The 12,699-nt window shown below is 55.5% G+C and carries 11 protein-coding genes; 8 read left to right on the top strand and 3 right to left on the bottom strand.

The window, feature by feature from the left end:
* Positions 1-723: 723 nt before the first annotated feature.
* Genes G3I74_RS05725 through G3I74_RS05735 form a run of 3 tightly spaced genes read right to left on the bottom strand, consistent with a single transcriptional unit; the run spans position 724 to position 4,446 of the window.
* Positions 724-1,758 carry a DUF354 domain-containing protein gene (locus G3I74_RS05725; protein WP_164210632.1) on the bottom strand — a complete coding sequence of 345 codons (1,035 nt, stop codon included), beginning with the start codon at positions 1,756-1,758 and terminating at the stop codon, positions 724-726.
* Positions 1,742-2,605 (bottom strand): glycosyltransferase, encoded by an 864-nt coding sequence (locus tag G3I74_RS05730; protein WP_164210633.1) that lies wholly within the window; start codon positions 2,603-2,605, stop codon positions 1,742-1,744. The genes G3I74_RS05725 and G3I74_RS05730 overlap by 17 nt, the downstream gene beginning before the upstream one ends.
* A gap of 8 nt (positions 2,606-2,613) precedes the next feature.
* On the bottom strand, positions 2,614-4,446 hold the full coding sequence (locus G3I74_RS05735; RefSeq protein ID WP_164210634.1) for an ArnT family glycosyltransferase: 1,833 nt from the start codon (positions 4,444-4,446) through the stop codon (positions 2,614-2,616).
* A gap of 137 nt (positions 4,447-4,583) precedes the next feature.
* Here G3I74_RS05735 and G3I74_RS05740 point away from each other — a divergent pair, with 137 nt between their 5' ends.
* The 8 genes from G3I74_RS05740 to G3I74_RS05775 all read left to right on the top strand — a co-directional run bounded on the left by G3I74_RS05740 (position 4,584) and on the right by G3I74_RS05775 (position 12,586).
* Positions 4,584-6,458, top strand: coding sequence for a hypothetical protein (locus G3I74_RS05740; RefSeq protein WP_164210635.1), 1,875 nt, complete (start codon positions 4,584-4,586; stop codon positions 6,456-6,458).
* 236 nt (positions 6,459-6,694) lie between these two features.
* Positions 6,695-7,111, top strand: a complete 417-nt coding sequence (locus G3I74_RS05745) for a pilin (RefSeq protein WP_420823070.1) — start codon at positions 6,695-6,697, stop codon at positions 7,109-7,111.
* Between the two features lie 128 nt (positions 7,112-7,239).
* Positions 7,240-7,653: a pilin gene (locus tag G3I74_RS16090; protein WP_164210875.1), complete on the top strand. Its 414-nt coding sequence runs from the start codon at positions 7,240-7,242 to the stop codon at positions 7,651-7,653.
* Between the two features lie 126 nt (positions 7,654-7,779).
* Complete coding sequence (gene pilB, locus G3I74_RS05755) at positions 7,780-9,510, top strand: type IV-A pilus assembly ATPase PilB (RefSeq protein WP_239056653.1); 1,731 nt, start codon at positions 7,780-7,782, stop codon at positions 9,508-9,510.
* Between the two features lie 286 nt (positions 9,511-9,796).
* Entirely contained in the window at positions 9,797-11,017 is a 1,221-nt protein-coding gene (locus G3I74_RS05760; protein ID WP_203594577.1) for a type II secretion system F family protein, read from the top strand.
* Positions 11,018-11,078: 61 nt separating this feature from the next.
* A complete protein-coding gene (locus G3I74_RS05765) occupies positions 11,079-11,942 on the top strand; it encodes a prepilin peptidase (RefSeq protein WP_164210637.1) in 864 nt (287 codons plus the stop codon).
* 44 nt (positions 11,943-11,986) lie between these two features.
* Complete coding sequence (locus G3I74_RS05770) at positions 11,987-12,268, top strand: type II toxin-antitoxin system RelE/ParE family toxin (RefSeq protein ID WP_164210638.1); 282 nt, start codon at positions 11,987-11,989, stop codon at positions 12,266-12,268.
* A 12-nt stretch (positions 12,269-12,280) separates the two neighbouring features.
* Complete coding sequence (locus G3I74_RS05775) at positions 12,281-12,586, top strand: HigA family addiction module antitoxin (protein WP_164210639.1); 306 nt, start codon at positions 12,281-12,283, stop codon at positions 12,584-12,586.
* Positions 12,587-12,699: the final 113 nt, after the last annotated feature.

Consider the following 12,699-nt stretch of genomic DNA (forward strand, 5'->3'; position numbering starts at 1 on the left):
TTGGAATCAGACATGTTTCCACTCCGTTAGCGCCCTGAATGTTACAGATAAAACCGATCAGGAACTGTTGGACTGGATGTTGACACACAGGGCCCTCGCACATGGATTAGATCTTGGTTAAACAAGGGTGTGCGATATCGGTGGTTTGACCCAGCATGGTATTTCCCGCCTGGCCGCCTCACTCCAGAGAGCACCGGCGACACGCAATGGGTCCGAGAATGGGGTTCTTTTGGCACTTTTGAACGGCTTGCTTGGGAGTGGAGCCTCATATATCGCAAGCTCTTGAGAAGCGCAGAAAATAATCCCAAGGTTGCGATTTTTCTATTCGAAGAGTTATTTAGGCCGTCTGATATATCCACTGTCAATCGTTTAGTCAATTTTGCTGCTGACCACACGAGTTATCGTTACCCGGTGACCGTTCCAAGAGAATTTACAAGCCGCGTGCAGAACGCGAGCACAGGGCATGCACCCGAATGGCTGAACTGGTCTCCCGATCAGGCACGTGTAGTAGATCGATTATGCGGTGATTTAATGAGGCTTGTAGGATATGGTGAGGAACCGGAGTGGAAAATCAAACTCCAAAATTGAGAAATACTGGCCTGCGTCCTTGGCTTAGTCGCACTGTTACCTGACATCTCTTCGATATAAGTTAGGTGAAATTTAACCACCATCATTTTAACAATAGCTTGTTTTCTCTGCCAAATGAGCTCATCTCCGTCATCATTATTTTCTCGCACCTTGAATTATTTGTGAAACCACCGCTCCTGTCACATCGACCGTTTCGTCAAGTAATCTCCGGTGCCTCTTTTCGATTTCTTCTTCCCGCACATCCAAGATCGCTTCGATGGCACAGATGATTTCGTCACATTGCACGGCAGGCGCGATCTTCACCATTCCGTAACGTTCCGCCTGTTCGTTAACGTAGCCGCGGGATTCTGTCGCAGCGTAAACTGCAGGCACACCCATCACAACACACTCGGAAGTCATGGTAGCGCTTTCTCCGACAGAAGCTCGGCAAAATGCCATTAGATGATGTATCTGAGCGGTATCGCCGCAATATCGCAGAGACCTCAGGTGGGCGGGAAGATCACCCTCAGCGGAAATGACTACACGACCACGTGAGCGTAGAGTGTCCACCACAGCACCAAGTAACTCAGCGCTCCAGCCTTTTAGTCCAACATCGTGGCTGGCCTTCCAAGAAACTAAACGAATCAGGAACGTGTCGCCATCAGGCGCGAGTCCATTCTCCAGCGCGATTTCTCGGCGGGGCGTGAAGTAGTTGGGATGAAGGTAGGAAAGCTCATGGTACCCACGGTATCGAACTGCTTTGTGCTCGGGCAGCTTGCCTGTGTAGCACTCGGGCACAACGATACGCGTAGCGAACGGATACGTCAGCGCGTTCTGAAGGCGCGCGGTTTCGGTATCGTAGAAAACCACTGATGGCTTGCGCAATAGCCAGCCTACCTGTGCGACCCAGATTCCACCGATTGCAGCGAGCACGTCGGGACGGAAGTCCCTGGCAACTCGAAATAATCTGGAGTCCCGGAGTAATAGTTCACCGGCCATCCCGAGAATTCCACCAGAATTCTGGTCGGACAGACACTCATTTGGGATCCCGAAGCGATCCAGCAGCTGAAGAGTGCAATCCTTGTCGCGACTGGTAACCTTAACCACGTGTCCCGCATCGACGAGCATGCGGATCGGGTTGCGGAAAAAGTGCACATGCGCCGGGTGCGTGATGTCAAACAGGATGCGCATGGATGCTGTCCGATAGAAAGTTTAGAGGTGACTGCGATGAAACGACCCATCGCCGCAACAAGAGCGCCTTGGTAATGACGTGAAGCGCGTCCAGACGGTAGCGAAGGTTCTTTTTCTTCAACCCCCGTCCGAAAAACATGGTTCCTTTGCCTAACCGAACTACGCATAGGTCCATAAGGAACCGGTTCCGCAAATATAAGCCCGTGGATTCGACAAGCGCACCGTGGCCAACGAAACCGTTTTTCTCGAGGCTTTCAAACATGGGCCAGCTCACCACACAGAAGCCGGCCGCGCGACGGGCGACAAACCGTTTTAGCGCTGGCATGGGCCAAAATCGCAGGGCGTGCAGGTCTGCACCGTGCGAGGTGACGAGAAAGGGCGGGAACCGCGGGCTTGCCGCCAACATTGCGGCCATCAGACCCTGAGGTATCAGCCAATGGGCATGGATCACGTCCGGCCGCCAGGTTCTGACCTGCCGCCAGGTCGCCCACAGCTGAGCCAGGAAAAACAGCGGCACCAACAGCCACTTCAGCGGCTGACGGCGGAGATTCGTCACCATGCCACCATCGTAGATCAGCGTTTCCAACTGCTCCGGCGCGTAACGATAACGCCGCACGTCGACGCCGTCGCGCTGCTCTTGGCGCGCGGCGCCGGCGTGGTGCGGGGTGAGCACCCGAACTTTGAAGAGGTCGGTCAGACGGCGGGAGAGTTGGTGGACGAAGCCGGGTTCGTGGTCGCCGGGCCAGCGGGGGTAGGTTGATGCTAGTACTAGTAGCCGAGGCCACTCGCTTAGCTTAGTCGATTCGGTGCCCCGCGGATTGCTGGCATTTTCATGCTGACCAAACATTGCGCAACTTAATTAGTAGGGTAACAAGATAGGCCCGGCACCGATATCTTTGCCTCTTGTAACTCAGACCTGAGCGCCGCCAAATCTTGCGGTGACCCAGACAGCCGGTCCTTTGCTTCCAAAAAAGCTTCTTCAGCCCAATCACTATCCTCCAAGGTCTTGGCCGCATAGTAACCAAAACGTACAAATAGCACTGGTGGAGTCTCAGGCCGCGCCTGCAGGATCTCGAAAAGCATTCGCAGCCTCTCGCTGGGAATTTCAACCCCTTTATAGCCGGACTGGATCAAGGAGTAAACGGCATCCAGCTCCGGTGCTGCCAACGGACGACCTTGAGCTTTTTTGTACAAGCGCCGCCAAACATGAGTTGGAATCTTAGTTTCCAGATGAACCAAATTCAGAATCAGCGCTTGATCCGGAATCATGGTGGCTTTGGGCAAGTCCGCCACGCGTTCAAACTCAGACATAGCCATCTCCATGAAGAGGGAGTTCGCGAGCCCATCCGAAAACTCAAGGTAGATTTCAGCTAGGTCAAGCCCGGCTCTCGGCGAGGCCGGATTCACCTCGACATGGTGCCGTGCCAGATTTAATCTGTCGCCCCAGGTAGCAGTGCGAACAGCGGTGATAGACATTAGCCCTAGTATCAGCGAAACGCCAATTACCCAAGAGGCTCCGAAGCTTGGTCGCCAATTCAGCCATCGCATCAGCCCGGTTAAAGCCAGGATGATTCCAAAAAGAGCAAGGTAGTTTCTGTGCTCGAACACTAACTCAAGAGAAAAAATGTTGCTAGTCAGAGAATGAGCGAGGAAGAACCAGGCTAATCCAAGCGAAACCAGCGGCAGCCTCTTGCGCGTAAACCATGCAGCCATCGCGAGAAGGAAAATAGCACCACCGCCAAGGAGTGTAGTCATCGGCTGCACCAGGCTCATGGAGTGATCATAATGATCGTAGTAGAAAAGATACTGATCGGGCAACGGAAAGAGGATCCAACCAATATACATAGGGAGCACGCGCAACTGGGTCAGCAACCGCTCTCCCCAGGTAAATTCGCGAGTGACGAATCTTCCGCTGTCTACATACTCCGGAACAAGCCAAACCAGGTATATCAATAGGTAGGCAACCAGTACAGCCGAGAATAGGCCCTTCAAAACCCGAACATTGCGCGCTGAACTAGAAACTGACCGAAAGGCAGTCAACTCTAGCGCCAGCATGAACAAGGGTGCAAGTACGCCCGTTTCCTTGCTCAGGAAGGCTAAGGAGGTCATAAATCCGGCCAAACCCAAAAATGACCAACCCGAGGAGGGTTCGCTAGAAAGCCGCTCCCTGCCCTCAATGTAGGCAAGAAGCGATAGCAAGATAAACATCGCTGCCAGCATTTCCATACGCTGCACCACGTACAAGACAGTCGACACCTGTAGTGGATGCAAAGCCCAGACAGCCGCCACCAAGAATGCGGCTCCCTCACCCCAATGACGGGAGTCCTGGGGATCCACTAACCTCAGTAACCTGCCCGCCAAAACGAAAACGAGTATCGTATTGACCAGGTGGAACAGCAGATTGGATACTTTAAAACCAAAGACATCGCCGGACCATAGTGAATAATCCAACGCAATGCTCAGCGTGGAAATCGGCCTATGCGGAAGACCACTGCCGTAGGCGGTCGCCGCTGTCTGAACGCTCGCCACGGTCCAGTCGCCGACCTGGACCGCCGGGTTGTCAGTAATGTTTGGTTTGTCGTCAAAAAGAAACGGGCCAGATAGACCTGGCCAATAGCTCAGAGTGACCAGCACGAGCAAAACTGGCAGCAGCCATATGACAAGTTTCGGTTTATTTACAGAAAGCATTGGATCCCTATTTAGCCTACTCGCCAGTCGTCTAAGGGCAGGTAGCGCCAAAAGCCTGATTAACAGTCTACCCTGTAACAGCTAACTATCAAAGTGTCAATACGGTAATATTCTGACTCTAAGTGGCAGGAATTAATATGGATCAAGCTCTCACCCGGCCTCGCTTTGCATTGTATCTCCTGGCGACCGTAATCATCGCCACGACGACGACTCTTGCCTATTGGCCTGCACTGTCCGGCGGCTTTATTTTCGACGATGCCTACGTGGTCGACAAGAACCCAGCGCTCGCTATCGAAGAGGTCAGCCTGGAAAATTTAAAGACGGCCGCATTTTCGTTCCGCAGCGGGCTCCAAAACCGCCCGCTGCCTATGCTGACCTTCGCGCTGGACCACTATCGGGGCAATGGTGGCGCTGCTTCTTTTAAAAAAAGCAACCTGATCCTGCATGCAATCAATGGAATACTGGTCTTCACGCTAAGCATTCTGCTTCTGCAATCCCAGCTCAGTCGCTCAGGCGAGATGACCGGGAAGATATTTTTCGGTGCTTTGATATTGGCACTGACCTGGGCGCTCCATCCTTATTTGGTCTCAACGGTCATGTACGTTGTCCAGCGCATGGAGATACTGGCAGCCACCTTCATCTTGCTTGGAGTGATTGGCTACGTTAGGGGTCGCATTCTGCTTGTGGCCGGTTCCGAAGCGGGTTGGGGTTGGATTATCGCCGGTTGGACCATGGTGCTTCCGGCCATTTTTTCTAAGGAAACCGGGTTATTGCTGCCAGTTCTTACCGGCGTGACGGAGGCGTTTCTCTTCCGATTTCGCTGCCAGTCCGCACGTGACAAAAGACTACTCGTTTCGATTTATATCGCCTTGGCAGGCATCGGGATACTGCTCTATTTGTTTTACGCCATTCCAAGATATAGCCATCCGGAGGCTTTTGCGGCCCGAAATTTCAACATGAGCGAGCGCGTCTTGACACAGCCACGAATTCTCTGGATGTATCTATGCCATATCCTCTGGCCGCACCCGGCAAACTATTTATTCTTCTATGACAACTACGCAGTCTCGACCGGACTGCTTCGACCCGCCTCAACGGCTTCAAGCCTTGGGGGACTCGGTTTTCTGATTTTGGCTGCGTTCACAATGGTCAAAAAAGTTCCGCTATTTACAGCGGGCATCCTGCTTTTTTTGGCTAGCCATTTCCTGACAAGTAACATTGCCCCTCTGGAATTGGCCTTTGAGCACCGCAACTACCTGGGCACATTCTTTGTTTTGCTGGCGATTGCAGGCCTGGTCATTCCAGTCCTCAATAGGATCTCGGCGGGCGCCAATCTGGTGGCCGGGGCCTCTATACCCATAGGGTTATTAGCGATAACTCTGCCAACGGCGGCAACCTGGGGCGACCCACTAAACCTTGCCATGCACCTGAAGAACAGCAATCCCGACTCCGAACGCGCTATCTACCAGCTGGGCACTGTATACCTCGACTTTGCTGGTGGAAACATCAATTCACCCTTTTTCCGATTTGCCGAAAACGAATTTCAACTTGCCCGAACGGCGGCAAACGCTTCACCGCTGCCGGAGCATGCCCTGCTTATTCTCTACTCGACGCATGACCTATCAATCGGCGATGACCTATGGGACGGAGTTGTCGAAAAAATGAACCGGGGACCCGCAAGCCTCCAACACAAACACGCGGCTTTATCGCTTCTGCAGGCTTACGACAGCGGAATTCGCTTGGATGAGAATCGGATAATGGAAGTTGGGCTAGCCTTGCTGCAGCACCCTAAAGTAGATGATTTTCATTACTTTAATTTTGCTCTACACGCTCTCGAGAACCTTGGAGACCAGGATCTGGCCTTATCTATCCTGCTTCGTTCACCGCGTGTTGCTGATCTGGACGCTGACTGGATCAATCGCCTGCAAATTAATTTACGCCAACGCGGCCACGACCTTGTCGCGAATCAGCTGGCACGGGCGTCTCATTCTGCTCAGGAGGCGCGGATTCGGTGACAGTGACACAATTTGTCAGTTACTGCCTATTTTCGCTCCCCGCAACTCCAGATGCTACATCGGGCTTCAAATTCGAACAAATGATCCAAACCCAATGGGTCAGGTATCTTCAGATAGAGAGATGCGGCACGGAAATTGCATTTATGAAGGCAAGTTGGCAAGTAGAAATTTAAGGTTTAAGCCAGCCACTTTGACGTTCAAAAACCATGCACGGAGAAATTTAAATCATGAACAACATTCGTAAACAATCCGGTTTCACGTTGATCGAGCTGATGATCGTCGTGGCCATCATCGCCATTCTGGCCGCCATTGCACTACCGGCATATCAAGATTATGTGGCCCGGGCGCAAGTCGCTGGTGGGCTGTCAGATATTCGTGGTGGCGTAACGGCTTTTGAAGAGTTGGTGCAGCGAGGTGACGCAGCCAATATTGATTTAGAAGCCATTGGCCTTCAAGGCTCAACCACTCGATGCAGCATCACAGTCTCGCCAGGAGCAACAGGGAGTATTGCATGTGAAATTACCGGAAATCCTCAAGTGAATGGGGAGACTATTACGCTCACACGCACCTCCACCGGATCCTATGATTGCACCGCTTCGGCTGCTCTTGATGAAAAATATCGCCCTGATGGTTGCGAAGACGATACGCCCTGATGGTTGCGAAGACGATACTTGAATGTAAAGCATGAGTCTTTAGTCTTGAAATTTTGCGGGCAACGAAAGTTTGCCCGCAAAATTATACAAATTAAGGCCATTAAAAAATTCTTAGTTGTGCTCTGCCTATGAAAAAACAGACTTCAGGATTCACGCTAATTGAGCTTTTAGTGGTGATCGCCATTCTTGGGATTATTGCGGCCCTTGCCTACGCGATTTATCAGGACTTTACGGCACGAGCCCAAGTGGGCAATGCATTAGCCGATATTGCCGGGGGAAAGACATCGTTCGAATCAATTGTCATTCAGCAAAACATCGTTACAAATGACGTGACTTCAATCGGACTTCAAGAATCGACAACGCGATGTGAAAATATTTCAATAATTTCTGGTGAAGAAGGTTCAATTCAATGTTTGATAAGGGGTAATCCTGTAGTGAATTCCGGTACCCTAACGCTTCAACGGTCCTCATCCGGCTCTTGGGCTTGCCAAACCAATGGGCTTTTAGAAAGACACATCCCGGAGGGGTGTGTAGCGCTGTGAACTAGATTATTGTCTTTTACGAGAACTTCTCGTTTCTACGTCAGTAAAGAGTAGCGCTAGTTCACAAGCTACCTGCCTCGATGTTATAGTTGTCCAGGCTAGGACAATAACAGTGAAGGCTCGCGCATGATGTACGCAGAAAGCGCCCCGGCCGGGCTTCGACTCAGCAACATCGCCCGCAAGCTGGTCGATGCCCAGCTGATTTCGGAAGAAAAGGCGCTGGAGGCCCAGGCCAAGGCCGGCGAAAAAGGGCGGACCTTCACCAGCCACCTGGTGCGCGACAAGCTGGTCGATGCCTCGGGCTTTGCCCACGTGGCCGCGACCGATTTCGGCATGCCGATGGTCGACCTCAACGCCGTCAACCTCAGGAATTCACCCATCCAGTCGGTCAACGAGGATTTGCTGCGCAAGCACCTGATCGTGCCGCTGGCGCTTCGCGGCAAGCGCCTGTACGTGGCTGTCGCCGACCCCGGCAACAAGGCCGGGCTGGACGAGATCGCCTTTTCCACCGGCTACTCGCTGGATGCCGTGCTGGCGCCCTTCTCCGCCATCGAGCCGGCGCTGGACCGCGCCCTGGCCGGGTCCTCGCAGGCCTTTGGCGAGCTAGATGAGGAAGAAGAGGGCCTGGGCGATCTCAAGTTCGATGCGGCCGGGCCCGAGGATGATCAAGGAACCCAGGCCGAGGCCGGTGCGGACGACGCGCCGGTGGTGCGCTTTGTCAACAAGGTGCTGGTCGATGCCATTCGCAAGGGGGCGTCCGATATTCACTTCGAGCCCTACGAGGACGACTACCGGGTGCGCTTTCGGGTCGACGGCATGCTGATCACACAGGTGCGTCCGCCCAAGCGCATGGCGCCGCGCCTGTCGGCTCGGTTGAAGGTGATGTCTAGCATGGACATCGCCGAGCGCCGGGTGCCGCAGGACGGGCGCATCAAGCTCAATATCTCGCGCGGGCAGGCTTATGACTTTCGCGTCTCCACCTGCCCGACGCTGTGGGGGGAAAAGGTCGTGCTGCGTATCCTGGATTCCTCCGGCGCCTACTTGGGTCCCGAAAAGCTGGGTTTCGAGCCCGAACAGCAGGAACTGTACCTGGACGCCATCAACCGGCCCTACGGCATGGTGCTGGTGACCGGGCCGACCGGCTCGGGTAAAACGGTGACCCTGTATACCGCGCTGGGGCTGCTCAACCAGGAAGACCGCAATATCTCCACCGTGGAAGACCCGGTGGAAATCCGCATGAAGGGCATCAACCAGGTTCAGCAGAACCTCAAGCAGGGCCTGACCTTTGCCACCGCGCTGCGCTCGTTCCTGCGCCAGGATCCCGACATCATCATGGTCGGCGAAATCCGCGACCTGGAAACCGCCGAGATCGCCATCAAGGCTGCCCAGACCGGTCACCTGGTGCTGTCTACCCTGCACACCAACGACGCCCCGGCCTCCATCGCCCGCCTGGCCAATATGGGCGTGCCCAGCTACAACATCGTCTCCACCGTCAACCTGGTACTGGCCCAGCGCCTGGCGCGAACCCTGCACAGCTGCAAAAAACCCGACGACGTCCCGCCCGAGGCCCTGCTGAAGCTGGGCTACGGCCAGGAAGAGATCGACGAGGGCATGAAGATCTTCCAGCCGGTGGGCTGCGACCAGTGCACCGCCGGCTACAAGGGCCGGACCGGCATTTTCCAGGTGATGCCGGTAACCGAGCAGATGGAGCGCATCATCCTGGCTGGCGGCTCGGCGCTGGACCTCGCCAAGCAGGCCAGGGATGAAGGCATCATCGACCTGCGCCGCGCCGCGCTGAACAAGGTCAAGCAGGGGAAGGTCGGGCTGGTGGAAATGAACCGGGTAACCAAGGATTGAGGCTGGAGGCCCCGGATCAAGTCCGGGGCGACAGGGTGCTTGCTTGGCGGGGCTGCAGGGTGCTTGCTTGGCGGGGCTGCAGGGTGCTTGCCTGGCGGGGCTGCAGGCTGCTTGCTTGGTGGCGCTGCCGCGAATTTGCCTGGCGCCCCTGCCCTTATGCCCTGTCATCCCGGCCGAAGAGCCGGGATCTCCCCCTCCCGCGTCCCACTTGCAATTACACCCCTGGCCGCCGAAAATTCGGGTTTACAATGACTTCTGGCGCAAAGCTTGACCGAGGGCTGATCTGATGGCGACGACCAAGCAGGAGATGGACACCTTTCTCTGGGAGGGCAAGGACAAGCGCGGTAAGAAGATGACCGGCGAGCGGGTCGGCCGCAACGAGATGTTCATCAAGGCCGAGCTGCGCCAGATGGGCATTATCCCCTCCCGGGTGCGCAAGAAGCCCAAGCCGCTGTTTGGCAGCGCCGGCAAGCGCATCGGCGCCAAAGATATCTCCGTTTTTACCCGACAGCTGGCCACGATGCTGACCTCCGGGATACCGTTGGTGCAGTCTTTTACTATTATCGGGCAGGCCACCGAAAATCCGCGGATGAAGAAACTGATAACCGACATCCGTGGCGAGGTGGAGTCCGGATCCGCGTTATCCGAATCTCTAAAAAAACATCCGTTGTATTTTGACGAACTTTACGTCAACCTTGTCGAAGCCGGCGAATCAGCCGGCGTGCTGGACGAAGTTTTGGCTTCGATCGCTGACTATAAGGAACGTATCGAATCCATCAAGGGCAAGGTCAAGAAGGCGCTCTTCTATCCCGCCACCGTAGTTGCGGTAGCCATTGCCGTAACGGCGCTATTGCTCATCGTCGTTATTCCGCAATTCGAGGATCTATTTCAGGGATTCGGTGCTGACTTGCCGGCTTTCACTCGAATGGTTGTGGATTTATCCCACTTCATGCAACAACGGGGTTGGCTGCTGCTAGTTGGTTTCGTAGGCGGCGTGATCGCGCTGATCCAGCTCAAGAAGCGCAACAAAAAATTTGCTCACTTTCTTGATCGGATATCCCTGAAAATCCCGGTTATTGGGCCTGTACTCGAAAAGTCCGCGCTCGCGCGCTTTGCGAGCACGCTGTCAACGACCTTTGCCGCTGGTGTCCCGCTGGTTGATGCCTTAGGTACTGTTGCTGGCGCGACGGGTAACATCGTCTACGAAGATGCCGTGATGCAGGTACGCGACGACGTCGCCATTGGCCACCAATTACAGCTGGCCATGCAGCAGACTGGGCTTTTCCCACCAATGCTAATTCAGATGACCTCGATTGGCGAGGAGGCCGGCTCGCTCGACGCCATGCTGAGCAAGGTTGCAGCGTTTTACGAGGAAGAAGTCAACAACACGGTCGACGCGCTTTCCAGCCTGCTGGAGCCCATCATCATCGTGTTCGTCGGCGTGGTCGTCGGGGGACTGGTCGTGGCCATGTACCTGCCGATCTTCCAGATGGCTTCAGTAATGTGATTATTCCTGATTTCGAGGCTCGGGGGTCTCAGTTCAGGGGCTTCGGGGACGCTGTGTGGTGATGGAGGCCTTGCTTGCCCTGCCCGCGGCGGTGGTTCTGACCGCCGTTTTCGTGTTGGGCCTGCTGGTCGGCAGTTTTTTGAACGTGGTCATCCTGCGCCTGCCGCCGCTGCTGATGCAGGACTGGCGCATGCAGTGCCGGGAATTGCTGGAGCTCAACGCGGAAGACAGTGCCGCCGAGGCCGCGCCGGGGCTGGTCAAGCCGCGCTCGCGCTGCCCGCAGTGCGGGTCGGGTATTGCCTGGTACGACAATATCCCGGTGGTGTCCTGGCTGCTGCTGCGCGCGCGCTGCCGCCACTGCGAATCCCCCATCAGCCTGCGCTACCCGCTGGTGGAGCTGATCACGGGGCTGGTCTCGGTGTGGGTGGTGGCGCATTTCGGGCCCGGGCCGGAGGGTTTGAGCGCGCTGGTGCTGGTGTGGGCGCTGATCGCGGCCACCGGCATCGACTTCGACCACCAGCTGCTGCCCGACCAGATCACCCTGCCCCTGCTATGGGCCGGCTTGTTGATCAACCTCAACTGGCAGCTGTTCGCCAGCCTGGAAGACGCCGTCATCGGCGCGGTCGCAGGCTACCTGCTGCTGTGGGGCGTGTTCCACGCCTTCCGCCTGGCCACCGGCAAGGAAGGCATGGGCTACGGTGATTTCAAGCTGCTCGCCGCCCTCGGCGCCTGGCTGGGCTGGCAGCTGCTGCCGGTCATCATCCTGCTGGCCTCGCTGGTCGGCGCCGTGGTCGGCATCCTGATGATGATCATCGCCCGCCGCGGCAAGGACATCCCCATCGCCTTCGGCCCCTACCTGGCCGCCGCCGGCTTCATCGCCCTGCTCTACGGCGACGCGCTGGTGGCGTTCTGGTTGTATCCGTAGGCACCCCACTTGCCATCCATAACGTTTTACGTTATAGTCTCGCCGTGATTGCTAACTTTGCAGACCGCGAGACCAGACGAGTCTGGGATGGCTCTGGATCCCGCAAACTGCCACCATCCATTCAGTCGGTAGCACGGCGCAAATTGCGGATGCTGAACAACGCAACCAGTCTCGAAGAGCTTCGAATTCCCCCAGGGAACCGCTTGGAAGCTTTGAAAGGCAACTTTACCGGTTTGCACAGCATCAGAATCAACTCGCAGTGGCGGATATGCTTCAGATGGCAGGATTCCAACGCACATGATGTTCAGATCATCGACTATCACTGAGACTAGCCAAAGATGAACAAGACAGCCAACGGGCGCCTACCAAACATTCATCCGGGGGAAATACTCCTTGAAGAGTTCCTCAAGCCCATGAATATCAGCCAGAACGCCTTGGCGCGGTCCATCGATGTACCCCCCAGAAGGATCAACGAAATTGTGCTCGGCAAGCGCTCTATCAGCGCCGATACCGCCGTCCGGCTAAGTCGCGCATTTGGCACCTCTGCCAGATTCTGGTTGGGGCTACAAGCAGACTACGACCTCGAAGAAGCTCAACAGAAGTTGGGTAAAGCGCTGGACCGAATCGACTGCATTGCCGCGTAAAGCGCTCTTTCAGTCTGCTGAATACAAGCTTCGCCCCACCCGGCGGATATCGTCGAGCAGGACCTGACTTTTGGCGAGGACCTGGTGACGGTCTGGTTGCATCCTGAACCAAA

It is taken from the genome of Wenzhouxiangella limi (assembly GCF_010499265.1).
Taxonomy (GTDB): domain Bacteria; phylum Pseudomonadota; class Gammaproteobacteria; order Xanthomonadales; family Wenzhouxiangellaceae; genus Wenzhouxiangella; species Wenzhouxiangella limi.